Source organism: Bartonella mastomydis (assembly GCF_900185775.1).
Classification (GTDB): Bacteria; Pseudomonadota; Alphaproteobacteria; order Rhizobiales; family Rhizobiaceae; genus Bartonella; species Bartonella elizabethae.
In genome coordinates this window covers 641,960-666,889 of record NZ_LT883138.1, presented here as the reverse complement: position 1 = coordinate 666,889, position 24,930 = coordinate 641,960, and the positions used below count along the sequence as shown (strand labels likewise).

Annotated in this window: 21 protein-coding genes, 4 tRNA genes and 3 pseudogenes; 4 read left to right on the top strand and 24 right to left on the bottom strand. The window is 38.8% G+C overall.

Features of this window, described 5'->3' with window-relative positions:
- Nucleotides 1-14 precede the first annotated feature (14 nt).
- The 14 genes from FJG96_RS06090 to FJG96_RS06025 all read right to left on the bottom strand — a co-directional run bounded on the left by FJG96_RS06090 (nucleotide 15) and on the right by FJG96_RS06025 (nucleotide 13,575).
- Nucleotides 15-1,484 carry an NADH-quinone oxidoreductase subunit M gene (locus FJG96_RS06090; RefSeq protein WP_139413191.1) on the bottom strand — a complete coding sequence of 490 codons (1,470 nt, stop codon included), beginning with the start codon at nucleotides 1,482-1,484 and terminating at the stop codon, nucleotides 15-17.
- A complete protein-coding gene (gene nuoL, locus FJG96_RS06085; RefSeq protein ID WP_139413190.1) occupies nucleotides 1,484-3,448 on the bottom strand; it encodes an NADH-quinone oxidoreductase subunit L in 1,965 nt (654 codons plus the stop codon). The genes FJG96_RS06090 and nuoL overlap by 1 nt, the downstream gene beginning before the upstream one ends.
- Before the next feature lie 6 nt (nucleotides 3,449-3,454).
- Complete coding sequence (gene nuoK, locus FJG96_RS06080) at nucleotides 3,455-3,763, bottom strand: NADH-quinone oxidoreductase subunit NuoK (protein ID WP_139413189.1); 309 nt, start codon at nucleotides 3,761-3,763, stop codon at nucleotides 3,455-3,457.
- Between the two features lie 14 nt (nucleotides 3,764-3,777).
- Nucleotides 3,778-4,398 (bottom strand): NADH-quinone oxidoreductase subunit J, encoded by a 621-nt coding sequence (locus FJG96_RS06075; RefSeq protein WP_139413188.1) that lies wholly within the window; start codon nucleotides 4,396-4,398, stop codon nucleotides 3,778-3,780.
- A gap of 94 nt (nucleotides 4,399-4,492) precedes the next feature.
- Complete coding sequence (gene nuoI / locus FJG96_RS06070; protein WP_004860049.1) at nucleotides 4,493-4,984, bottom strand: NADH-quinone oxidoreductase subunit NuoI; 492 nt, start codon at nucleotides 4,982-4,984, stop codon at nucleotides 4,493-4,495.
- 14 nt (nucleotides 4,985-4,998) lie between these two features.
- Nucleotides 4,999-6,045, bottom strand: a complete 1,047-nt coding sequence (nuoH, locus tag FJG96_RS06065; RefSeq protein WP_139413628.1) for an NADH-quinone oxidoreductase subunit NuoH — start codon at nucleotides 6,043-6,045, stop codon at nucleotides 4,999-5,001.
- 22 nt (nucleotides 6,046-6,067) lie between these two features.
- Nucleotides 6,068-8,137, bottom strand: coding sequence for an NADH-quinone oxidoreductase subunit NuoG (nuoG, locus tag FJG96_RS06060; RefSeq protein ID WP_139413187.1), 2,070 nt, complete (start codon nucleotides 8,135-8,137; stop codon nucleotides 6,068-6,070).
- Nucleotides 8,138-8,199: 62 nt separating this feature from the next.
- Entirely contained in the window at nucleotides 8,200-9,507 is a 1,308-nt protein-coding gene (gene nuoF / locus FJG96_RS06055; protein ID WP_139413186.1) for an NADH-quinone oxidoreductase subunit NuoF, read from the bottom strand.
- A gap of 146 nt (nucleotides 9,508-9,653) precedes the next feature.
- Nucleotides 9,654-10,328: an NADH-quinone oxidoreductase subunit NuoE gene (gene nuoE, locus FJG96_RS06050; protein WP_139413185.1), complete on the bottom strand. Its 675-nt coding sequence runs from the start codon at nucleotides 10,326-10,328 to the stop codon at nucleotides 9,654-9,656.
- Nucleotides 10,328-11,518, bottom strand: a complete 1,191-nt coding sequence (locus FJG96_RS06045) for an NADH-quinone oxidoreductase subunit D (RefSeq protein ID WP_139413184.1) — start codon at nucleotides 11,516-11,518, stop codon at nucleotides 10,328-10,330. Before FJG96_RS06045 ends, nuoE begins: the two co-directional genes overlap by 1 nt.
- A gap of 121 nt (nucleotides 11,519-11,639) precedes the next feature.
- Nucleotides 11,640-12,248, bottom strand: coding sequence for an NADH-quinone oxidoreductase subunit C (locus FJG96_RS06040; protein WP_180338260.1), 609 nt, complete (start codon nucleotides 12,246-12,248; stop codon nucleotides 11,640-11,642).
- A gap of 17 nt (nucleotides 12,249-12,265) precedes the next feature.
- The gene (locus tag FJG96_RS06035) at nucleotides 12,266-12,847 is read right to left on the bottom strand and encodes a NuoB/complex I 20 kDa subunit family protein (RefSeq protein ID WP_039758600.1); all 582 of its coding nucleotides are present in this window, start codon (nucleotides 12,845-12,847) and stop codon (nucleotides 12,266-12,268) included.
- Nucleotides 12,838-13,203: an NADH-quinone oxidoreductase subunit A gene (locus tag FJG96_RS06030; protein ID WP_139413182.1), complete on the bottom strand. Its 366-nt coding sequence runs from the start codon at nucleotides 13,201-13,203 to the stop codon at nucleotides 12,838-12,840. Before FJG96_RS06030 ends, FJG96_RS06035 begins: the two co-directional genes overlap by 10 nt.
- 295 nt (nucleotides 13,204-13,498) lie before the next feature.
- Nucleotides 13,499-13,575: transfer RNA gene (locus FJG96_RS06025), tRNA-Asp, on the bottom strand.
- Between the two features lie 172 nt (nucleotides 13,576-13,747).
- Here FJG96_RS06025 and FJG96_RS06020 point away from each other — a divergent pair.
- A tRNA-Val gene (locus FJG96_RS06020) sits at nucleotides 13,748-13,823 on the top strand.
- Nucleotides 13,824-14,891: 1,068 nt separating this feature from the next.
- Nucleotides 14,892-14,981, top strand: a tRNA-Ser gene (locus FJG96_RS06015).
- Between the two features lie 227 nt (nucleotides 14,982-15,208).
- On the opposite strand, the gene FJG96_RS06010 is transcribed toward FJG96_RS06015, so the two are convergent.
- From FJG96_RS06010 to FJG96_RS05970, 10 genes and pseudogenes are all read right to left on the bottom strand, one after another.
- Nucleotides 15,209-16,696 carry a replicative DNA helicase gene (locus FJG96_RS06010; RefSeq protein ID WP_139413181.1) on the bottom strand — a complete coding sequence of 496 codons (1,488 nt, stop codon included), beginning with the start codon at nucleotides 16,694-16,696 and terminating at the stop codon, nucleotides 15,209-15,211.
- Nucleotides 16,620-17,674 (bottom strand): annotated as a pseudogene (locus FJG96_RS06005) (phage late control D family protein). Before FJG96_RS06005 ends, FJG96_RS06010 begins: the two are co-directional and overlap by 77 nt.
- Entirely contained in the window at nucleotides 17,674-17,928 is a 255-nt protein-coding gene (locus FJG96_RS06000) for a tail protein X (protein WP_139413180.1), read from the bottom strand. The pseudogene FJG96_RS06005 and the gene FJG96_RS06000 overlap by 1 nt, the downstream one beginning before the upstream one ends.
- Before the next feature lie 3 nt (nucleotides 17,929-17,931).
- A pseudogene (locus FJG96_RS09320) lies at nucleotides 17,932-18,064 on the bottom strand (phage tail protein); the annotation flags it as partial.
- Nucleotides 18,065-18,090: 26 nt separating this feature from the next.
- The gene (locus tag FJG96_RS05990; RefSeq protein ID WP_005773605.1) at nucleotides 18,091-18,288 is read right to left on the bottom strand and encodes a 2-hydroxymuconate tautomerase family protein; all 198 of its coding nucleotides are present in this window, start codon (nucleotides 18,286-18,288) and stop codon (nucleotides 18,091-18,093) included.
- Nucleotides 18,289-18,704: 416 nt separating this feature from the next.
- The gene (locus tag FJG96_RS09075) at nucleotides 18,705-19,208 is read right to left on the bottom strand and encodes an FAD/NAD(P)-binding protein (protein WP_246046907.1); all 504 of its coding nucleotides are present in this window, start codon (nucleotides 19,206-19,208) and stop codon (nucleotides 18,705-18,707) included.
- Nucleotides 19,209-19,504: 296 nt separating this feature from the next.
- On the bottom strand, nucleotides 19,505-19,831 hold the full coding sequence (locus tag FJG96_RS09070; protein ID WP_246046906.1) for a hypothetical protein: 327 nt from the start codon (nucleotides 19,829-19,831) through the stop codon (nucleotides 19,505-19,507).
- Nucleotides 19,832-20,572, bottom strand: a complete 741-nt coding sequence (locus tag FJG96_RS09065; protein WP_246046905.1) for an FAD/NAD(P)-binding protein — start codon at nucleotides 20,570-20,572, stop codon at nucleotides 19,832-19,834.
- A 93-nt stretch (nucleotides 20,573-20,665) separates the two neighbouring features.
- Nucleotides 20,666-21,720, bottom strand: a pseudogene (locus FJG96_RS05975) (YbfB/YjiJ family MFS transporter).
- Nucleotides 21,721-22,243: 523 nt separating this feature from the next.
- Nucleotides 22,244-22,320, bottom strand: a tRNA-Arg gene (locus FJG96_RS05970).
- A 272-nt stretch (nucleotides 22,321-22,592) separates the two neighbouring features.
- On the opposite strand from FJG96_RS05970, the gene FJG96_RS05965 reads away from it, so the two are divergent.
- Together FJG96_RS05965 and FJG96_RS05960 are read left to right on the top strand one after the other, a co-directional pair.
- Nucleotides 22,593-23,366 (top strand): NAD kinase, encoded by a 774-nt coding sequence (locus tag FJG96_RS05965; protein WP_139413178.1) that lies wholly within the window; start codon nucleotides 22,593-22,595, stop codon nucleotides 23,364-23,366.
- 145 nt (nucleotides 23,367-23,511) lie between these two features.
- Nucleotides 23,512-24,915: a DEAD/DEAH box helicase gene (locus tag FJG96_RS05960; protein ID WP_139413177.1), complete on the top strand. Its 1,404-nt coding sequence runs from the start codon at nucleotides 23,512-23,514 to the stop codon at nucleotides 24,913-24,915.
- Nucleotides 24,916-24,930: the final 15 nt, after the last annotated feature.

Below are 24,930 nucleotides of genomic sequence, written 5' to 3'. Positions count from 1 at the left end.
AATTCTTCCCTTATCTAGTGTAATTTATTGATGAGGGCTTCTACGGAAAACGCCGTCGCTTTAAGAAGTGGCGTTGGATAGATACCAAAGAATATTGTAAGAATAACCATCGGGTAAAGAATAAATTTTTCCCTTGAGGAGAGATCTATCAGTACTTTCAAATTCTCTTTATCCAAGGAACCAAAAACCACGCGCCGATAAAGATAAAGGGCATAAGCTGCTGATAAGATAACACCTGTTGTCGCTAAAGTAACAACCAATTTATTCACTTGAAAAACACCTATTAAGGTTAAAAACTCACCCAAAAATCCTGAAGTTCCAGGAAGTCCTACATTTGCCATCGTAAAGATTAAGAAAACAACAGCATATTTGGGCATATTATTTACCAAACCACCAAACGCTGAGATTTCACGTGTATGCAGACGATCATAGATTACCCCAACACAAAGAAATAAAGCTGCGGAAACAATTCCGTGTGACAGCATCTGATAAATAGCTCCTTGTATTCCCTGCTCATTCGCAGCAAAAATACCCATCGTTACATATCCCATATGCGCTATTGAGGAATATGCAATAAGTTTTTTGATGTCACTTTGAACAAGTGCAACCAACGAAGTATAAATAATTGCAATAAGCGATAATGTGAAAACAAAAGGTGCAAAATCTGCTGAAGCGATAGGAAACATAGGTAAAGAAAAACGAAGGAAACCATACCCACCTAATTTGAGTAAGACACCGGCTAAAATAACAGAACCTGCTGTCGGTGCTTCCACGTGAGCATCAGGGAGCCAAGTATGAACTGGCCACATCGGCATTTTAACAGCAAAAGAAGCAAAAAATGCGAGCCATAACCACATTTGCATATGGGCAGGAAACTGATAATTGAGTAAAGTTGGTATATCAAGTGTTCCTGCCTGCCAATACATAGCCATAAGAGCAACCAGCATCAGCACTGAACCAAGTAAAGTGTATAAGAAAAACTTGATACTTGCATAAACACGACGCGCACCTCCCCACACCCCTATAATGATAAACATTGGAATGAGGCTACCTTCAAAAAACACATAAAATAATATTGCGTCAAGAGCACAAAAGACCCCAATAATCGCAACTTCAAGAAGAAGAAAAGCAATCATATAAGCTTTTAATCTCTCTTTAACATTCTCCCAGCTTGCTAAAATACAGAAAGGTAAAAGAAAAGCCGAGAGAACAACAAAAAGAATAGAAATACCATCAACCCCCATATGATAGCTAATGCCATTCCCTAGCCAACTGAATTTTTCAACCATTTGAAAATTGGGGTTGCTAGAATCAAATCCTATCCAAATAATTAAAGAAATAACAAAAACAAATATCGTCGTAAAAAATGCGACATTGCGTATATTATGGCGTGCAGCTTCACTATCATCTTTGATAAACAAAATCAGAAGCACACCCACAAGCGGCAAAAATGTAACCGTAGAAAGAATAGGCCAATCGGTCATTAGTTTACGCCCCCGATCATCATCCATGTAATCAGTAATGCAACACCTATAAGCATCGCAAATGCATAGTGGTAAAGATAGCCTGTTTGCATCCGAACAACTCTATTTGTGATATCAACAACACGCGCTGCGATACCATTAGGACCTAGACCATCAATAATTTTACCATCTCCCACTTTCCAAAGAAAAGAACCAATCTTAAAGGTAGGACGAACAAACAAAAAGTTATATAATTGATCAAAATACCATTTTTGGTAAAGAAATTGATATAATCCTGGCATAAGACGAGCCATTTTCTTAGGCAAGAATGGAAAAGAAATATAGAACAAATAGGCAAACATAAACCCAAGAACCATTGCTATAAAGGGTGACCATTTTACCCAATTAAAAACGTGGTGGGCATCATGAAGAATATGATTGTGGCTGCTTGTAAACAATGCTCCCTTCCAAAAAGCATCATAAAAGTCACCAAAAAAGTGAGGTTGAAACACAACACCTGCAAATATTGCCCCAAGAGATAAAATAAACAGTGGCATTAACATAACTGGAGGTGATTCATGAACATGATGCATAACATCAGCCGTTGCCCGTGGCTTCCCATGAAATGTCATAAAGATAAGCCGCCATGAATAAAAGCTTGTTAAAAATGCCGCAAAAACAAGGAGATAAAAAGCATATCCTGAAGCAATATTATGAGATACAAAAGCAGATTCTATAATTGCATCCTTTGAAAAAAAGCCAGCCGTCCCAAAAATTGTTCCTGGGATTCCAACACCGGTTAATGCAATGGTTCCAACCATCATCATCCAATAAGTGATCTTTATATGCTTGCGTAAGCCACCCATTTTTCGCATATCTTGTTCATCAGATACAGCATGAATGACAGAACCTGCACCAAGAAATAATAAGGCTTTAAAAAAAGCATGCGTAAAAAGATGAAAGACAGCAGCACCATAAGCTCCAACACCTAATGCCACAAACATATACCCGAGTTGAGAACATGTAGAATAAGCAATAACACGCTTAATATCATTCTGCACCAATCCCACAGTTGCTGCAAAAAACGCTGTTGTTGCGCCAACAATAATAATCACGGTCAAAGCAATCGAAGAAAGTTCAAAAATTGGCGACATACGCGCAACCATAAAAACACCCGCCGTTACCATTGTGGCAGCATGAATAAGTGCTGATACAGGGGTTGGTCCCTCCATTGCATCAGGAAGCCAAGTATGTAAAAGAAATTGTGCTGATTTTCCCATCGCACCAATAAATAATAAAAGACATGTAATAGTAAGTGCAGCCTGTCCATTAAGCTGCCAACCGAGAAATGTCATATTTTGTACAAAGCTATTGTCTGCAGCTTTTGCAAAAATAGAGGCAAAATCAACCGATTGGAATAAAACGAAAATACTAAATATTCCTAAGAGAAAACCAAAGTCTCCAACACGATTGACTACAAAAGCTTTCATTGCAGCCTTATTAGCAGAATCGCGCTGAAACCAAAAACCAATCAAAAGATAAGAAGCAAGTCCCACACCTTCCCAGCCAAAAAACATCTGAATCAAATTATTGGATGTCACCAACATAAGCATCATAAATGTAAACAAAGAAAGATAAGAAAAAAAACGAGACCTTGAAGGGTCATGGTGCATATAACCAATTGAATAAATATGCACTAATGCTGAAACACTGTTCACCACAACAAGCATAACAGCTGTTAATGTATCAATATGAAGAGCCCAATTAAAGCTTAAATCACCAATGGTGAGCCAATGTAATACTAATATATCAATCGCTGAATTATGACCAAGTGCAAGATTGAAAAATGCTATCCACGACAATATGGCAACAATCACCATAAAGCTACATGTTATCAATTCGCTTGCACGATCTCCTATGGTTTTTCCACCTAATGCAGCAATTAAAAAACCCAAAAGCGGAAGAAAGACAATCGTATAATACATCACGGGTTAGCCTTTCATTACGTTAACATCTTCAACCGCAATGGAACCACGATTACGGAAAAAAACGACAAGAATTGCTAAACCAATGGCAGCTTCAGCAGCTGCGACGGTTAAGACAAATAAAGCAAATATCTGACCAACGAGATCATGAAGAAATGCCGAAAATGCAACAAAATTGATATTAACGGAGAGTAATATAAGCTCAATAGACATCAAAATAATAATCACATTTTTTCTATTGAGAAAAATTCCAGCAATACCAATTGTAAACATCAAAGCAGAAACAGTGAGATAATGCACAATATCGATAGACATATCCATAGCCCCCCTTAAATACCTTTACCTGATTCAACTTGCTTGATTTCAATGGCACTTTCTACCGTTCTAGAAACTTGCCCTGCAATGGATTGTCGTTTGACTCCCGATTTATGACGAAGTGTTAAAACAATAGCACCAATCATTGCAACTAATAAAATTATTCCAGCAATTTGAAAATAGAAAACATAATCCGTATAGAGAATATCTCCTAATGCTTGTGTATTTGTTCGCTGCCCTAAGTCTGGCATTGGTTGCGTAATATGCATTCTCAAGATTGGAGAAAAATGGCTACTCACAAAAACAACAATCAACTCTACAGCGATAATAATGCCTATAAGAGCTCCTATAGGCGCATATCGGAGAGCGCCACTCTTTAACTCAGCAAAATCAACATCCAGCATCATAACGACAAATAAAAATAAAACAGCGACAGCTCCAACATAAACAACAAGCAGAATAAGCCCCAAAAACTCTGCTCCTGCAAGCAAAAATAAAGCCGCTGCATTAAAAAATGCAAGGATCAAAAATAAAACAGAATGCACAGGATTGCGTGCTGTAATAACAATTACTGCACTTGTTAGCATAATAAAAGCAAACAAATAGAAAAATGCCGCCGCTAGATCTGTTAGCACAGGCTTCTCCTTAATTATTCAAACAATTGGTACAAACTTCATACCAGATTACACTTTATCGGAAAATTATCCGACACCTCATTGAGCGATACACTTAACGATAAGGTGCATCCATCAATATATTGCGAGCAATTTCTCGCTCCCAACGATCACCATTCATTAAAAGCTTTTCTTTATCATAATAGAGTTCTTCACGCGTTTCTGTTGCAAATTCAAAATTTGGCCCTTCAACAATAGCCTCTACCGGACAAGCTTCTTGACAAAAACCACAATAAATACACTTAACCATATCAATATCATAACGAACGGTTCTCCGTGTACCATCATTACGTCGCGGACCTGCTTCAATTGTTATCGCTTGCGCAGGGCAAATTGCTTCACATAATTTACAAGCAATACACCGTTCTTCACCATTTGGATAGCGACGCAACGCATGCTCACCACGAAAACGTTGAGAAACAAAACCCTTTTCATAAGGATAATTAATCGTAGGCTTTGGCGAAAAAAATTGACGCATGGCTAAGAAAAAAGCACTCACAAACTCCAATAAAAGGAGTGACTTTGCCGCCTGAATAAAACCTGACATTGTAAAATCTCCTCTTAAACGAAATTCGTAAACTTTAAAAAAGCCGCAGTTATCACAACCATTGCCAGTGAGAGAGGAAGAAAAACCTTCCAACCAAGCCGCATGAGTTGATCATAGCGATAACGTGGAACAAACGCTTTGACCATAGCAAACCAAAAAAATACAAAACAAACTTTTAAAACAAACCAAATAACACCAGGAACCCAATTAAGCCACCAAACATCCAAAGGAGGAAGCCACCCCCCTAAAAATAAAATGGTTGTCAAAGCGCACATTAAAACAATAGCAACATATTCACCAAGAAAGAAGAGCATGTAAGGCGTTGAAGAATATTCTACCATATGACCCGCAACAAGCTCAGACTCCGCTTCCACCAAATCAAATGGAGGACGGTTTGTTTCTGCAAGCGCAGAAATAAAAAATATAATAAACATTGGAAAAAGAATAAGCCAATTCCAATCGAGAAAACTGTTAAAAGGAAGACCTAGAGTTGTACCAAGGCCATTTGTTTGTTTCTGAACAATTGTTGTAAGATCCAAGGAACCACTTACTAAAATAACGGTCACAAGCACAAAACCAATAGAAACCTCATAAGAAACCATTTGTGCTGCTGAACGAAGAGCTCCTAAAAAAGGATATTTTGAATTTGATGCCCATCCCCCCATAATAACACCATAAACTTCAAGAGATGAAATGGCTAAGATATAAAGTAATCCAACATTAATCTTCGCAACTTCCCAGCCCTCACTGACAGGGATAACAGCCCAAGTTGATAAAGCAAGTGTTGCTGAAACAAAAGGAGCTAAAAGAAAAACCCCCTTATTTGCACCTGCTGGAATAATAGGTTCTTTTACAACAAATTTAATTAAATCTGCAAAAGACTGTAGCAATCCCCACGGACCAACAACATTAGGACCACGCCGCAATTGTACTGCGGCCCAAATCTTTCTATCTGCATAGAGAAGATAAGCAACTAAAACCAACAGAACAACCAAAAGAAGAAGTGTTTTTCCAACAATAATAAGTAATGGCAACAGCCAAGTCATAAAGAAATCATACATCATTATTCCTTTTCCTTTGCCCTTACTTTACAGCTTGCATAGCGCGGCTGTTTGCAAGAGATGAACATTCAGCCATAACGGCAGAAGCACGTGCTATCGGATTTGTCAAATAAAAATCCTTAACCATAGAAGTAAATGCTTGACTTTCTAGGGAAACCATTTTTAAACCAAGTGCCTTAAGATCACTTATATCAGAAGGCATGATATCATCAATGGCATTAAGATGTGGGTAATCATTAAACAAGCACTGCCTTAATTGAGAAAGAGAATCAAAGGGGAGCCTTTGTCCTAAAACATCCGATAAGGCACGTAAAATAGCCCAATCTTCTTTTGCTTCACCTGGAGCAAAACCAGCTCGATTTGTCATTTGAACACGCCCTTCTGTATTCACATAAAGTCCTGATTTTTCAGTGTAAGCCGACGCAGGTAAAATAACATCAGCAGCATGTGCACCATTATCACCATGGCTACCAATATAAATTTTAAAAGCTTTTATATTGGACAACTCCACCTCATCAGCACCAAGCAAAAATAAAACTTCACAGGTTTTAAGAATATTTGCAACCCCAAGCTGAGACGTAAAGCCTATGTCCAACCCTCCAACGGTCGACGCTGCATTATGAAGAACCCCAAACCCATTCCATTCTTCACTAAGAGCACCAATATCATCCGCTAATTTAGCAAGGCTTTTTAAAACAGATAACCCTTCATTGCCGCAAATCGCCCCCTCTCCGATAAGAATAAGAGGCTTCTTTGCTTCTTTTAAAACATTTAAAAAAGCATCCTCTCCCCGAATAAGTGTCTTTAATGCGTCACTCCCAGATCCAAGATAAGAATAAGGATACCGTAAATCGACTTCCTCTCCAATGAGCGCGATAGGAAAATTTCCCATCCGTTGGCGCTTTAAAATACGCGCATTTAAAACAGCAGCTTCATGGCGTGGATTAGATCCCACAATAAGTAGGGCATCCGCTTGTTCAATTCCTGCAATTGTAGGATTAAAAATATAACTCGAACGCCCAAACTCAGGCGATAAAGCAACCCCTCGTTGACGACAATCAAAGAACTTTGAACCCAACGAGATCAATAATTCTTTAAGGGCATACATTTCTTCAACAGAAGCAAGATCCCCAGCAATAGCTCCAATTTTTTCTGGCGAGATTTTTGAGAGCATCATTTTAATTTTTGCAAAAGCTTCTGTCCAACTAACAGGTTGAAGCTTTCCGTCTTTACGTACATAGGGTCTATCAAGCCGCTGAGTTCGTAATCCATCCCAAATAAAACGGGTTTTATCAGAAATCCATTCCTCATTTACATCTTCATTCGTACGCGGCATAATTCGCATAACTTCACGGCCACGGCTATCAATACGGATCGCACTGCCAAGCGCATCCATAACGTCAATCGATTCTGTTTTAATCAATTCCCAAGGACGCGCATGAAAGGCATAAGGTTTTGAAGTTAAAGCTCCTACTGGACAAAGATCAATAACATTTCCCTGCAATTCAGATGTCATTGCTTTTTCAAGATATGTCGTAATTTCAGCATCTTCACCACGACCAATCAACCCAAGCTCAGAAATACCTGCTACTTCCGTTGTAAAACGAACACACCGTGTGCAATGAATGCACCGTGTCATAACCGTTTTGACAAGAGGTCCAATATATTTATCTTCTACAGCACGCTTATTTTCTGTATAACGAGAACAATCACGCCCATAAAGCATTGCTTGATCTTGAAGATCACATTCCCCTCCCTGATCACAAACAGGACAATCCAAAGGATGATTGATGAGAAGAAACTCCATTACACCTTCACGCGCTTTTTTTACCATCTCGGTATTGGTAAAAATTTCTGGTGCTTCACCATTAGGACCCAGTCGTAAATCGCGAACCCCCATAGCACAAGAAGCCTGAGGTTTTGGAGGTCCACCCTTGACCTCAACCAAGCACATACGACAATTTCCAGCAATTGATAAAGTTTCATGAAAACAAAAACGCGGGACTTCAGCACCAGCCGCCTCCGCTGCCTGAAGTAACGTGTAGTAATCAGGGACTTCAATCTCTTTACCATCAACTTTGATATTTATCATCACCCATCCAACCTGCGGACAATCCACTTAAAATTTGCATTCGGTTGCTCTTAAAAAATATTCTATCCCACTGCTTTTAAAGCAATATTCTTTCTTTGAACAACATTTCGCGTGTATTCATCAATTCTACGCTCGATTTCCGGGCGAAAATTGCGGATCAACCCTTGCACAGGCCATGCTGCAGCATCGCCAAGTGCGCAAATCGTATGCCCTTCAACCTGTTTAGAAACCTCAAATAACAGATCAATTTCACGCTTTTGCGCTCTTCCCTCAACCATACGTCCTAAAAGGCGCATCATCCATCCCGTCCCTTCACGACATGGTGTACATTGACCACAACTTTCATGCTTAAAAAAAGCCGCTATACGCCAAATTGCCTTGATAATATCGGTCGATTTATCCATAACAATCATCCCCCCTGTACCAAAAGAAGATCCGACATCGCGCATGCCATCAAAATCCATGATCGCATCAACCATATCTTCACCACGAACTACCGGACAAGAAGCGCCTCCTGGAATAACAGCTAAAAGATTATCCCATCCGCCACGAATACCTCCCGTATGTTTTTCAATCAATTCACGGAAAGAAATACCGAGAGCGTCTTCAAAGGTACAAGGAGCATTCACATGTCCAGAAACCATAAACAACTTCGTTCCGACATTATTTGCACGCCCAATTGACGAAAACCACGAAGCCCCACGACGCAAAATCGTTGGAACAACCGCTATAGATTCGACATTGTTGACTGTTGTTGGACAGCCATAAACTCCCATATTTGCAGGAAATGGCGGTTTGAGACGAGGTTGTCCTTTTTTCCCCTCAAGACTTTCAAGAAGCGCTGTCTCTTCACCACAAATATAAGCACCGGCCCCATGATGAATAATAATATCACAAGCATGACCATATTTTGTTTTTTTGCCAAGCAATCCTGCTTCATAACATTCATCCACAGCCGCTTGAAGCGCTTCACGCTCACGAATATATTCACCACGAATATAAATAAAAGCAACATTTGCTCCCATTGCAAAAGTAGCAATTGCACATCCTTCAATCAAAGTATGGGGATCATGGCGTAAAATATCGCGGTCTTTACATGTTCCAGGCTCTGATTCATCAGCATTAACAACCAAATAATGAGGACGACCATCATTCTGCTTTGGCATAAAGGACCATTTCATTCCGGTAGGAAAACCAGCACCACCACGACCGCGTAAACCTGACGCCTTCACCTCATCAATGATCCAATCACGGCCTTTATCAATAATCTCTTTCAGACTACTCCAATGCCCACGCAACATCGCAGCCTTTAACGATTTGTCTTTTAAACCATAAATATTGGTGAAGATACGATCTTTATCAGCGAGCATACCCCACCTTTTTTTCTATTAGCCATAGCATTTTTAGCTTTTCCTCAAATGCAATTTTTAAAAAAAACTTCTTAAAACTTTCTACTTTCAATTAAACGTCGCTATAATATGGATAAAATAATGAAATATCTTTTCAAAAAAATATCTCACTCAGACCCCATTCCCTTATGATCCTTTTTCTTTGACGACTTGAGAGATTTCCTTTTTTCTTCATCCTCAAGAAGAGAGGTTAAACCACTAATCGGTTCTGATGATTTACGACTGTTTTGTGGACCAACCGTTATTTCAGAACCCTTCCCTGCTTCAAATGCATCAATAATCTCTTCAAGACGCTCTGCTGTAAGATCTTCATAAGTATCTTTAAAAATCATGACCATAGGAGCATTCACACAAGCGCCAAGACACTCCACTTCCTCCCATGATAAGGTTCCATCCTGATTGGTCGTAAAAGGTTCATGATGAATTTTTTTCTGACAAACTTTAATTAATTCATCAGAACCACGTAACATACAAGGAGTCGTACCGCACACTTGAATATGCGCTTTTGTCCCTACAGGCTTAAGCTGGAACTGAGTATAAAAAGTAGCAACCTCTAAGACTCGGATATACGCCATAGAAAGAATTTGAGCGATATGCTCAATTGCAGCACGCGTCACCCAACCATCTTGCTCTTGTGCACGCATTAATAATGGAATAACAGCAGACTGTTCACGTCCTACAGGATATTTTTCTATGGTATTTTTCACCCATATCTGATTTTCTTTTGTAAAAGAAAACTCTGCGGGCTGATAGACATCATCTGCAAGACGGCGTACGGACATTAGCGATCAACCTCCCCAAAAACAATATCAATCGAACCCAAAATAGCTGTAGCATCCGCCAACATATGGCCTCGGGTTAAAAAATCCATAGCTTGGAGATGAGCAAACCCAGGAGCACGCAACTTAACACGATAAGGTTTATTGCTTCCATCAGAAACAAGATAAACACCAAACTCACCCTTTGGCGCTTCCACTGCAACATATACTTCTCCAGGAGGCGTATGAAAACCTTCCGTATAGAGTTTAAAATGATGAATCAGTGCTTCCATTGAGCTTTTCATTTCGCTTCGCTTTGGTGGTACAATTTTGCGATCCAAACTCGAAACGGGTTCATTCTTTTCAGTCCCCAATAATCGTTCTACGCATTGACGCATAATTTTTGCTGATTGGCGCATTTCTTCCATACGAATAAGATAGCGATCATAACAATCACTATTTTTACCTATAGGAACATCAAACTCCATTTCATCATAACATTCATAAGGTTGACTTTTACGCAAATCCCATGGCACACCAGCTCCACGGATCATAACCCCAGAAAAACCACGTGCCCAAGCTTCGTCAATACTGACAACACCAATATCCACATTACGCTGCTTAAAAATCCGATTCGGTGTCACAAGCGCATCAAGTTTTCCAAGAGAAACAAGAAAAGGATCAATAAAATTACCAATATCCTCAACTAAAGATTCGGGTAAGTCTTGATGCACACCACCGGGACGAAAATAATTTGCATGAAGACGAGCACCACAAGCACGCTCATAAAAAATCATCAATCTTTCACGTTGCTCAAACCCCCAAAGAGGTGGGGTCAAAGCACCAACATCCATCGCCTGTGTTGTTACGTTAAGCAAATGATTAAGAATACGCCCAATTTCAGAAAACAAAACACGTATTAATTGCCCTCTTTTAGGAACTTTAATATCTAATAACTTTTCAATTGCAAGAACAAAAGCATGTTCCTGATTCATAGGAGCAACGTAATCTAAACGGTCCAGATAAGGCCCTGCTTGAAGATAAGTCTTTGTTTCCATTAACTTTTCGGTACCGCGATGCAATAGTCCAATATGTGGATCTACACGCTCAACAACTTCACCGTCTAACTCCAGAACCATGCGCAAAACGCCATGCGCTGCAGGATGTTGCGGACCAAAATTGATATTAAAGTTTCGAACATTGACCTCAGCCACAACCAACCCCTTGCTTTTTAAAAAACTTCATATCAAATCTTAAAAAAAATCTATCGTATTAAAAACATTTAATTATTTAAGAAACACACTACTCTAGTATAACGCCTTATCAAAACCAATATTATTTTTTTCCATCTGCTTTTCCATCACAGGATAAAATATATTCTGTTCCTTCCCAAGGAGAAAGAAAATCAAAATTACGCATTTCTTGACGCAAAACAACGGGCTCATAAATAACCCTTTTTGCTTCATTATCATAACGACATTCAACAAATCCTGTCACAGGAAAGTCTTTGCGTAAAGGATAACCTTCAAATCCATAATCTGTTAAAATCCGTCTCAAATCTGGATGACCTGAAAATAAAATCCCATACATATCATAGGCTTCTCGTTCATACCACTCTGCACCGGGATAAACCACACAAGCTGAAGCAACAGGCGTATTTTCATCCGTACGAACTTTAACACGCAAGCGTAAATTCTCGCGAGGAGACAATAATTGGTAAGAGACATCAAAGCGCTTATCGCGAGAAGGGTAATCCACACCACTAATGTCTGTAAGATTAATAAATTGGCAACGAGAATCATCACGAACAAACATTAAAACATCGGTAATTGCATCAAGACGTGCCACAATGGTTAATTCACCAAAAGCAAGAACGGTCTCTTCAAGTTTATTGCCTAACTTGTTTTCCAAATAAACCGCAAGTTCAACCAATGCTTCATCCATCATGACACGAAAACTCTCTATCGCTCTATGGATCCGGTACGACGGATTTTTTTCTGTAACAACAATATGCCGTATAATAATGCCTCTGCTGTAGGCGGACACCCTGGAACATATATATCAACAGGCACGATACGATCACATCCACGCACCACCGAATAGGAATAATGATAATAACCTCCACCGTTTGCACATGACCCCATAGAAATCACATAACGCGGCTCCGGCATCTGATCATACACTTTTCTTAAAGCAGGTGCCATCTTATTTGTTAGAGTACCTGCCACCACCATCACATCGGACTGACGGGGTGAAGCTCGTGGTGCATATCCAAAACGCTCATTATCATAATGAGGCATTGAGCATTGCATCATTTCAATAGCACAACAAGCCAAACCAAAACTCATCCACATTAAAGAACCGGTACGTGCCCAAGTAATCAAAGCATCTGCTGAGGTAACTAAGAAACCCTTGTCTGATAATTCCGCGTTAATATCACGAAAAAACTTATCATCTGATCCTATCAGTTCACCGGTATTGGGATCAATGATTCCTTTTGGTTTTGGAGCTGTAATCGTTGAATTATTAGATCTTAATTCCATTCAAGAGCTCCTTTTTTCCATTCATATATAAATCCAATAGTCAAAATCGCTAAAAACACAATCATCGACCAAAAGCCAAACATACCTATCGATTCGAATGAAACAGCCCAAGGGAAAAGAAAAGCAACCTCAAGATCAAAAATAATAAACAAAATTGAAACCAAATAGAAACGAATATCAAACTTCATACGTGCATCACTAAATGAATTAAATCCACACTCATAAGCTGATAACTTTTCAGGATCGGGAGAACGATATGCTACAATGTAAGGTGTAATCAACAAAACCCCAGAAATAATCGCTGAGACAATAATGAAAATCAAGACTGGCAAATAAGAGCTCAATAAATAAGCCATAACCCTCTTCCATCGTAATGAAATGTCTGAAATTTAACACAATGACCGATATTGCGAGATCAAACAGACAAATTTAATAATCGCTCTATTCATTCTACTCATAATGCTTGAGAAGTATACAGAGCGATACTTTTCTTATCGGCATAGGTAACGCAGAGCAACAAAAGACGCAAGCCCTATTCTTATAAACCATGTAAAAAGGAAGAAAAAAACATATCCCCCAAATCAGACACTTCACTACCTAATTCATAGCACATGAATATCTTAAAAAGAAATCCCATAAGGAAACATAAAATGGCGCGAGTGACGGGGCTCGAACCCGCGACCTCCGGCGTGACAGGCCAGCACTCTAACCAACTGAGCTACACCCGCGCATTTTCTGCACCAATTTATTCTTGGCACAAGCGGTCGTGTAAGGGGTTCGTTCGCTTATGTCAAGAAGGATTATGCATTTTTTAAAAAAATTATCAAATAGCATCTTTATTCTTGCGTTTAGAAATTTTTTTCCTTAAAGAGAAGCCATTCAGTTGCTGATCATTGCATTGGGCGATTAGCTCAGCTGGTAGAGCGCCTCGTTTACACCGAGGATGTCGGGAGTTCGAGTCTCTCATCGCCCACCATTTAATTTATATAATAATCTTAATTGGCTTTACATACGTTTTTTTATGTGAGAGTTGCTTGAACAGAAGGTAAGGGCGTAGTTTTTTGAAACCTATCTGTTAAGCTTTATGCTTTGGCCTATGTGCAATTAGCATTTCCAAGGTCACTTTCTATTTCTTCTACCTCTATATCAAAAAAATTAAAAGACGTTATTATGGAATCTTTGATTCTTTCATAAAAGGATTTCTTCCACTTGATCTAAGTGTACCTCTCAATAAGCTTTTTCTTCCATTCAAATTAACTTCTTGCCAATCCTACAGAAAAAAGCGTTATAAATATATCTAATTTTCAGTCATACTGGGAAGAAGTTTTACACTGTCAATGCAAATCTTGCAAAAAATTTTATTCAAATAGTGTAAGAATTTAAAAAAAATCACTGTTAATCAATAAAAATTTTGCTATGATTCTTCGTTATTTTTTTCAGTTTTCTCTCTACTGAGAGTAAATCAGCTATTTTCTTCAAATGAATCTTTAACTATAGGGGACATCTACATATTTTTATTAAAAAATTGAAACATTTTAAAGAGTTTTTTATTAAATAATATTTATTTAAAATCAATATAAACTTCCCTTGATTATATGTCATTCTTGCAAATTTACCTCTCATAAACTGTCAGAACAATGATATTTTCTTTTCGCATAATATAGACGATCTAAATAAAATAAATATCTGAAAAGGTAAAATAATTCAAAAATATACGTCCGAAAAGAATTTAAGGTAATTTATAAAACATCTCCAACTGAACATATCTTATCATTAAGAAAATGATTATCAGAAATTTTGAAAATATTGCTTTATGAAAAACTTTTAGACAGAAAAATGAAATGATAAATGTCATATTTGCCTTTCAATTTTTTTAAAGAATTATTATGTCTAAAAGTAAAACTATTCAGATAACACACTCAAAGAATTGACTTATGAAGAGTTATTTTGCTTGAAACTTAAATAATTTTACAAAAACGCTTTAGAATGCGCATTAAAATGATTGACCTTTTGCAAGAAGTTTGTCAAAAAGCATAACTAATTTGGAGGGGTGGCCGAGCGGTTTAAGGCACCGGTCTTGAAAACCGGCGTGCAGGAGACTGTACCGTGGGTTCGAATCCCACCCCCTCCGCCACAGCACTTTTATCGTTGTTGTAGCTTGCCAGCAGGTTTTGTGTAGCTTGCCAGCAGGTTTTGTATATTTTGACACCAGGTTTTGTACCAATTTATTTTCTTTCACATGATTTTTAAGGGGTTCTCAAAGGGTCTTCAAAGGCCTTTCAAAGGGTGTTTTTAGATTCGTCATTTTTTGTGAGAATCTATCGGTTTTTGCTTCTCAATCATCGGATCATTATTTTGCGCTCAAGCGGATATTTCTAAGTTGTCGTTATCCGTTAGGTCATAGAAGCATGTAAAGTCAGATTGGAAAGCCAGAGGGACGATTCCTGTTGGTCCATGGCGTTGCTTGGCTATGATAACCTCAGCTTTGCCCTTAACTTGCTCCATTGCTTCTTTCCATTTGTGATATTCAGCACTGCCTTCTTTGGGCTCTTCATTTTTGAGATAATATTCTTCACGGTAAACAAACAACACAATATCGGCATCTTGCTCGATTGAACCTGATTCACGTAAATCGGAAAGTTGGGGACGTTTATCTGTTCTATTTTCAACTTGTCGCGATAATTGCGAAAGCGCAATGATGGGAATATTGAGTTCCTTTGCTAAAGCTTTAAGCCCCATAGTAATGGCTGTAATCTCTTGAACGCGGTTTTCAGAAGAACGCTTTGAACCGCTTGTCATCAGTTGAATATAATCAATAATCAAAACATCTAGACCATGTTGTCGTTTAAGACGCCTTGCACGCGCGGCTAGTTGTGCAAGAGATACAGCTCCCGTTTGATCGATATAAAGAGGAATGGTTTGAAGGGAACGCGTCATATGAACAATGTTTATAAACTGATCATCAGAAAGATTACCCCGTCGTATATCAGAAGAAGAAACCTTTGTTTGTTCAGAAATAATACGGGTTGCAAGCTGTTCTGTTGACATTTCAAGGGAGAAGAAACCGACAATCCCCCCTTCACTGGCTTGGCTGGCATCATGATTCTTGCAAGCATTGGCAATATTAAAGGCAATATTGGTTGCAAGGGACGTTTTACCCATCCCAGGGCGCCCTGCTAGGATAATCAAATCAGATGGTTGCAACCCGCCCATTTTTTCATCAAGAGTTTTAATATGGGTTGCCATGCCAGAGAGCTGTGAGGAACGCTTTTTTGCAGCACTTGCCATGTTAATGGCTTTTACAATAGCTCTATCAAAGTTTTCAAAACCCCCTCCATATTTGCCTTTTTCTGCCAATGCAAACAACTGATTTTCAAGCGCTTCAATTTGTTGCGAAGGGGTAAGTTCTAAGGGAGAATCAAAAGAGCTATTTACAATTTGAGTGCCAAGGTTAATTAAAGAACGCCGAATAAACAGATCATAAATAACCTGTCCATAATCTCGAGTATTGATGATTGTGACAGCTTCTTTGGCTAAACGAACAACATAATTAAAGACTGTGATATCTCCAATTTTCTCATCATTTGCAATAAAGGGCTTCATGGTAATCGGGTCTGCAACTTTTCTCTTTTGAACAATTGTTAAGATGATATCAAAAAGCCTTTGATGGAAGGCTTTAAAAAAATGTTCTGGTTTGAGAAAATCAGAAACGCTCTCAAGAGCATCATTATTGATCATAATTGCCCCGAGCAAAGCTTGTTCTGCTTCAATATTATGGGGAAGTTGCCGAAAAGAAGGGGCAAAATTGTCTCTTGGTTTTTCTGTTTCTAACACGTTTAGTTTTCTCATCCCTCTTTCCCCTTATCTGGTGCCTCAAAGGTGATTTCTGTGGTGTATCCGCTTTGCTTTTCATAGCAATGGGTCACGGTTGCAGCATGCCATGTGCCATTGATTTCGCCTCGAAACCCTTGAAGCAAAAGCGGTTGCCCCGCCATGATTTCAGGGCGCCCCTCAAGGCTTAAAGAACCACTACCCATGGCTCGACAAAGCCTATCCGACTCAAAAAGCAGCCGCAGCTTGTGCTTGCTGTTCACAAGGGTAGCACGTCCGCAGACGGCGAATGGGTCCCGTATACCCTGTGCGATGCGTAACAATGTGCTGTTGCCCTTTTGCGCGATCAAAATAGCGTGCTTCTATCATGCCATATTGGGTGCGCGGCTCGAGACTAAATTCCCAATGGGAACACTCCTGTTGATGAATTGTCTGGAGGGGGAGATTGTCCCCGCTTAAAAATAAAAACTTATTGTCTTTGATCAAAAAACGCGCCTGCATCCGATCAGCAAGCCTAGTTAAAAAATCAATCGCCGATTGATCTGTACGCACCACATAAGGCAAGGTTTGTTTGGTAAATTTAGGACTGACCTTTGCTTGATAACCATGACGTTTGGCAAGGCTCTCAACAATCTCAGCAATGGTTTTGTGGTCAAAATGTTCGCTGTCCTGTTCTTTGATCTCCGCACGCATGGAAGCGCTTTTGCCACAAAGGCGCAAAATCTCTCCATCACTGCCCCCACAACTGATCACCGTCTCCACAACAAAACGCCCCATAAAGGCACGAATGCTGTCCTGATAGCCAAAGGTGACATGGAGTGCACTGTTACTGGAAGGAATCTCTAAATCATTGCCGCTATCATCAAATTCCGCCTCGAATGTATCGGCTTCATTACCCGCATTGTCTGTGATGGTTGCCGTTAAAAGACGTTGGTAAAAAACCTCATGAACAAGCTTATCCCCTACCCTTACCTCAATAAAGGGATGTGTGCACATTAATCCCATAGCCGTTTGACCACGCTGTTTTTTTCTTGGGAAATAAATTCAGGCAGAAAGACTTTTAAGCCCCGCGGCAAAAAAGTATCATACCCCGCAATCTCTGGATTAGCCTCCAGCGTGGCTTCTAAATAACCTTCCAGTAAACCCGCTTGCCTCCGGTCTCCTAAAACAGACAAGGCATGATGATAACAAATCAGGTCTAAACTCATATCCTCTAATTCGATCACGAGCTGCTTTGCGGGGATCTTCATGGGCTATCCTCCTCTTGCCCCCCCTTGGTATTGCCCTATTTGATATGGCCCTACTTTGATATTAACCTTGTGGTTTTCCTCCATCAAAAAACGGCAACAGGCTAATGGAATAGCGAATACACCCCGATTGACCAGATTAATTTGTCATAAGTTATTCACTATTTAAAGTTTTCTTAATTCCGTCACTGGAACACCACCAATTCCCCAATTATCCGTGTCCACTTCATCAATTACGACAACAGTCGTTCTCGGATTTTTATTAAGAACATCAACCAATAATTGAGTGGCTCCTTCAATCAGCTGTCGCTTTTGTTCAGAGGTAACATCTTCATTAGTAATTTTAATGTTTACGTAAGGCATAGGATCTCCATAATTTATAAATATTGAATAAAGTAGCTAAGATAAACGAATATGAAAAGATTAACACATAACAGATATGCATCTTAAAATTAGTATTTATCGGCGATAACATGCAGATTGCGAGCAGAAAAATAGTGTTTATTGATACAAGGAAAAGAAATTGAGCAGAGATAAATAAATCAATCCAGACTAAATAGTCTGAGACTTCATAGGCTATCGGCGCCCCTCGTAAAGGAAAGATCAAAGTAAAGGGCATGTATAGCATCATCGAAAGCAAATAACCTATAACCGTATCTTCATCCAACAGAATAAATAGCCAAGTTCTTATTGAAATAGACGTGAGAAAAACGAAGTGCATCAATATTATTGCTATAGTGGATACTGATGACATGCAGACCCAAAAAGCTTTCATATCATTAATGTACATTAACTGTCGAATCTTTGCCTGAGTAGCGATGAAAAAGCTGCTCATACATGTCAATGACACAGCGCCCTGCATCCTGCAGTGCTCGCGAATTAACGAACGGTCTAGGCAAAATATATGTATAAAAGTTTATTCCCTCTACGGGGTTACCCAACACCCATAGTGTGTTTTGTACTTGTCCTTCTGTGTTTATAGGATGCTGATGACAATCAATGTCAATACCACCGGGATGATATCCATGATTGATAAATGGCCTGATAATGCCCTGAGAAACAAGATTGCGAATAAAAGAAGAATTGTCATTAAAAAGAGAAAAACTATCAATCTTAGCTTTTATCAGCACATCTCCCTCAACTAAACTACTCTCATCTTGAAAAATGGAATGTATTTCGAAACGACCAGTATTAGCATTGAGAACCAATGTGGGTGACGGGCCACCAGCCAGAGTTACAATACCAGCTTCCATCAATGCCTTCAGTTCTTTGTTCCGCTGCATCGGGGGCTTACAGAAATACGATTGAAATTCAGATTGAAATGTTCAATAAAGTATTTATGAGATGAATCCGTTAACCCACCAAAATCGATTGCAGCGCGTAAGATATCTCGAATATCTTGCAACACATCCGTAGCAGCCCTTCACTGGGCCATCAACTTTACCTGCAATAGAAGCAAGAAGATCCTCCTCCAAGTACTCAATAAAGAATTGTGTATAGTCATCCAAAGATGTGAATGTTTTATTTTGATGAGGATACAATAACTCTTGAATACACTGCTTATCTTTAGGAGTAACAATTAAGATTCAGGGGAGAGCCAACGCCCCAGTTGCGTACTTCGATAAACGTAGCTCATTTCTTTAAGCAACAATGGTAAAATCTGCGTTTTAAAGTTTATCTGTGGCGAACCGGTAGCAATGCTATTCTGCATACGTAGATGATGTATCGCATCAAGAGTAAGGAATGAAGGTACATATTGTTCACCATCACCTTTCTGATTAACTCCACGGCTACTAAAAGGCAATGTTTGACGAGAAAATAGAGCTATCGTAGGCTTTTTTCCGCTTGGTATGTAGTGCAACTGACCAGAATCTTCAGTAAAATTACCACCGCGACCATAAGTCAATTACGATAAAATATCATAGGCGCTTAATCCAATTCCTTGCATCAAAACATGAGATCGAGGCGCTATAGAATTCAGCTGTTCGATTGGATAAGGAGTTGAATAATGGTCTAAAAGCGTATTTTTTATTTGATGAGCAGCCACAAACTGTTGCAAACTCTCATCATGCTGAGAATATATATTCTTACCATGGTCTGTCGTGATATAAACGAAATCTGCACTGTAATGATGACCGTCTGCCAGAACAATATCCATCTTATTGTTCTCTGGGCAAAGATGGAGATTTTCAGCTCTTTGTCGAATCTCCTTAATACGAATACCGGAAGGTAAATTCTGTGTGAACTCTCTGTAAGCCCAGGATAGATATTCGCCTAACAAGCGACGTGATAAATAATCATTTTCTTTGATCTCTCTCCCATCATATTTTGTACGAGAAAAAACACCGTTAATATTACGATATCCTTGTTGAATAGCCCATTGATAAAAATTGGGACCTTTACGAATAGGACCCACATTCTTAACTGTATCATCACCAAACAAAGTAATTTGACAAGCTACTGTGTTAACCAACAAATGATCTGGCTGGTGTATACTATGCACGCCAGTTCCCATCTCGTTGAGATCAATCAATAAAATATCAATATTCCCAGAAAGTGGATAATGACAATAAAGCGTAAGCAAACGTTCAAGAATACTGATTCCACGAGGGCCAACGCCTAAAATAGCAATTGTAGAGTAAAGCATATTATCATCCCCCTATAATAATTCAACCTTCATAAAATACTTAAAAAATGGCTTGACAAATTTTCTCAGCCTTTAGTGAAGGTTACAAATTTATCAAACACCACCTATCTTTTTACAAAGACAATATTGACAGATTCCGGCAGCGGCAAAAAGTGCTAAGGCACCACAGATAACCGAAAATATAATAGTATATGAACCAAATTGCATAAGACCGGTCAATAAAGGCCCCAGTATTTGGCCGAAACCGTAAGTTAATGTAATAAATCCGAATAAATTTATACCATATGGTGCACGTAAACGCTTGGCTAACAGCATAACCAAACAGGTCGTCCCCATAAAAGTGAATCCAAAACCTAGGCAACTGAAGATGACCAAAATAGGAAACTGGTTGAAGAGTGTCAATAAGACGCATCCTGCTTGGATAAGCAAATTAAACATCAGACAACGTAATATCCCCCACCGATGTGCAGCCCACAACCAGATAAAACAACTAGGAACAATGGTACTTCCAACAAGCGACCATAAGTGACTCGCAAGGAGTTGGAAATGAAATGTTTTAGCCATCAAAGGAAGATATGTTGCGACAATAATGTAACCGAATCCGGCTAACCCATAAAGTAGAGCGAGTTCCCACCAAACAATATTTTCATGCGCTAACGGTACCTTAACAGAAAATTGAGGCACATCAATACGCCGTGGAAACAGAATAAATAATAAAAGCAGCAATACAACAGATATTAAGCCGGCTCCCAACCAAATATTTGTCGCGTCAAGCGCCTTATTCAAACCAATGATAACGTATTCATTACCCAGTAGAATACCAACTCCTACACCTGCATAAAGCGAAGCAACAATCCGCCCGTTATGGCTATGCTGCATAACCATAATAGAACCAAAAACCATCATTGCTGCACTCGCAACACCAGCAATAAAACGGATTAAAAAACTAAGTAAAAGCTTGCCGTTAATGCCATGGAGATAATAAGTGCACTCGTCACTATGGCCGCACCAGATAGCATGCGAGGAGCAAGAGAGATATTCCCAATTCTACCAAACGTAAAGAACATACTCCCAACTAAATAACCACCATAATTAGCACTGGCTATATAAGAAAGTTGATGAAAGGTAAACAACCCCTCATCCAACATAACTGGCAATATCGGTGTATAGATGAATCGCCCAATACCCATCCCCAAAGTCATGACAACCATACCGAATAAAGCGATTTTGAAAGAATTCAAATCTAGATGATTATTTTTTCCCCCCATTCCTTATTATTCCTTTAACTGGTTATATATTCCTCATCCGCGTCTCATCTCATCATAACAGCCTTTAGCTCAAAAAATAAAAGCAGATCTCTTTATTTTAATGACCATTACAATATATTTAACGTTCTAGTGTCAATATCGCTGAATCAATGACATAATAAAAGATTGAATTAAATATGTTTTTATGTTATTCATCGATCTTTATTTTTTATCTCGATATTTTAAATGATTAACTGAAACAATTATAGATGCAGTCATAAATTTTGCTTCTTTCAAAATCATTTTTTCATTTGCGGCAAAATTGAATAAACAACTCAACTGATTTGCCACTCATTTTCATAAAAAAGAATTCTGCTTCTTCTAGGGGAAATTGTTATTGAGGCTGATATGAAATTGAAGAGTTTGGTGCACCCGACAGAATTCGAATCTGTGACCTCTGCCTTCGGAGGGCAGCGCTCTATCCAGCTGAGCTACGGGTGCTTCACACCGATTATCAAAATCAGTTGTGGTCTTTTAACTAATCATACGCTCAGCTTCAATGTTTAAATGATCATTCTCATAAAAAAATTACTTATTTGTAAATTATCTAAAAACGCAACCTTCTTTCTTGTCTACAATGATGCTTTATCTTGAAATAGCTTCTTTTTTTGTCTTCAATACTCTTTTTATTATAAAAAGAGCTTTGATGATAACTTCAAAACTCTCAAAAAATAAGTTACAAGATAAATTATAAGTATCAGGATAATTCTTAAATGACTACATTACCAAGTCGCTTTCATTTTATTTCCGCAGAAACTGAAGAAGCTCTCAAAGCTACCCAGAAATTAATTTCCCTCTACGGTCATTCTTCTCTGGAAGAAACTGATATTGTTGTTGCAATCGGTGGTGATGGAACAATGTTACAAACCGTACGAGATGTTATGAACACTGGAAAACCTATTTACGGTATGAATCAAGGTTCTGTAGGATTTCTTATGAATGAATTTCATGAAAAAAAATTGCCCAATCGTATTGCTGTCGCCCATAAAAAAGAAATTCATCCCTTACGCATGATTGCAAAAGCTGAATATCAAGAATCTATTGAGGCACTTGCAATTAATGAAGTATCCCTCTTTCGGCAATCTTATCAAGCAGCAAAAATTCGCATTACCATTGATAACAACATACGCATGGAACAGTTAAGTTGTGATGGTATCCTCGTCGCGACACCCGCAGGATCAACTGCCTATAATTTATCAGCACAAGGACCTATTCTCCCCCTTATGGCCCCCCTTATGGCTCTCACCCCTGTTAGTCCTTTTCGCCCAAGACGTTGGCATGGCGCATTACTCCCCAATACAGTAACAGTTCGTTTTGATATGCTTGAACCTGACAAACGCCCTGTCAATGCTGCTGCAGATAATGTTGAGGTTAAATCTGTCCATTCGGTGACTATTTCAATGGCAACGGAAGTAACCGCTTCAATCCTTTTTGACTCAAGTCATTCATGGGATGAACGCATTTTATCAGAACAATTTCGCTATTAATGATTGTATTATGCGTTTGATGTGTATATGATTGTTATAGTTGGCTTTTTTTGAAAGCATCTTAATACTCTTTAAGAGTAGAGAGTATTGGTTGTACTTATTATTGAGATAGCGAAGTTAAAAGCACAGAGCAATTGATAAAAAAATGATACCATCTTTGAATAGTTTTGATGATTTAGGTCTTTCCGCAAAGGTTATTAATGCAGTAAAATCAGCTGGATATACAGTTCCAACACCTATTCAAAGTGAAACAATTCCTCATGTCCTTCAAAGAAAAGATGTTCTAGGAATCGCTCAAACAGGAACGGGTAAAACCGCCTCTTTCGTATTGCCTATGCTCACTCTCCTTGAAAAAGGTCGTGCAAGAGCACGAATGCCCCGTACGCTTATCTTAGAGCCAACACGGGAAATCGCAGCTCAAGTTGAAGAAAATTTTGATAAATACGGAATAAATCACCGTTTAAATGTTGCTCTTTTGATTGGTGGTGTTTCTTTTGAACACCAAGATCGTAAACTTGAACGAGGAGCGGATGTTCTTATTGCAACACCAGGGCGTCTTCTTGATCATTTCGAGCGTGGTAAATTACTCCTGATGGGCGTTGAGATCCTTGTTATTGATGAAGCTGATCGCATGTTGGATATGGGCTTTATTCCTGATATTGAACGCATCTGTAAACTAACCCCTTTCACGCGTCAAACTTTGTTCTTTTCCGCTACAATGGCGCCAGAAATTACAAAGTTAACAAAACAATTTTTGCATTCTCCTGTTTCTGTTGAAGTGACAAAAGCATCTTCAACAGCGACCACAATTACACAACGGCTTGTCAAATCTGGAAATAAGTCATGGGATAAAAGAGCGGTTTTACGAGAGCTTATCCAAAATGAAGGTTCTAAGCTTCAAAATGCTATTATTTTCTGTAATCGAAAGAGAGACATCTCTGAACTTTTTAGATCGCTCATCAAACATAACTTTAATGTAGGGGCACTTCATGGAGATATGGACCAATATTCACGCATGAATACCTTAGCCGACTTTAAAAGTAATAAACTTACGCTTCTGGTTGCTTCTGATGTTGCGGCCCGTGGACTTGATATCCCAGCGGTAAGTCATGTGTTTAATTATGATGTTCCTACACATGCTGAAGACTATATTCATCGAATTGGTCGTACAGGGCGTGCAAATCGTCGTGGAAAAGCTTTTACAATCGTAACAAAAGATGACCAAAAATATATCAACGCCATTGAAGAAATAAGCAACGAAAAGATTGAATGGCTCAATGGAGATCTTTCGACTTTAATAACCGATGATCAAACAGAAAATATTGTTATAAAGAAAAAATCTTCACAATCATCAAAGAAAACTGCTGTCAAAGACTCTCTTACCCCTCCTGAAAAAACTGTAAAAGAGAATAAAATAGATTATATCAAAAATGTGAAGCGTAAAGAAAATCCATCCGAGCAACAACACTCACGAAAAAATAAGAATTACGCGCCTCTTGGATTCGGTGATGATATTCCGGCATTCATGCTTATAAAAACGCGTAGGTAGCCCTCTACTTCATTC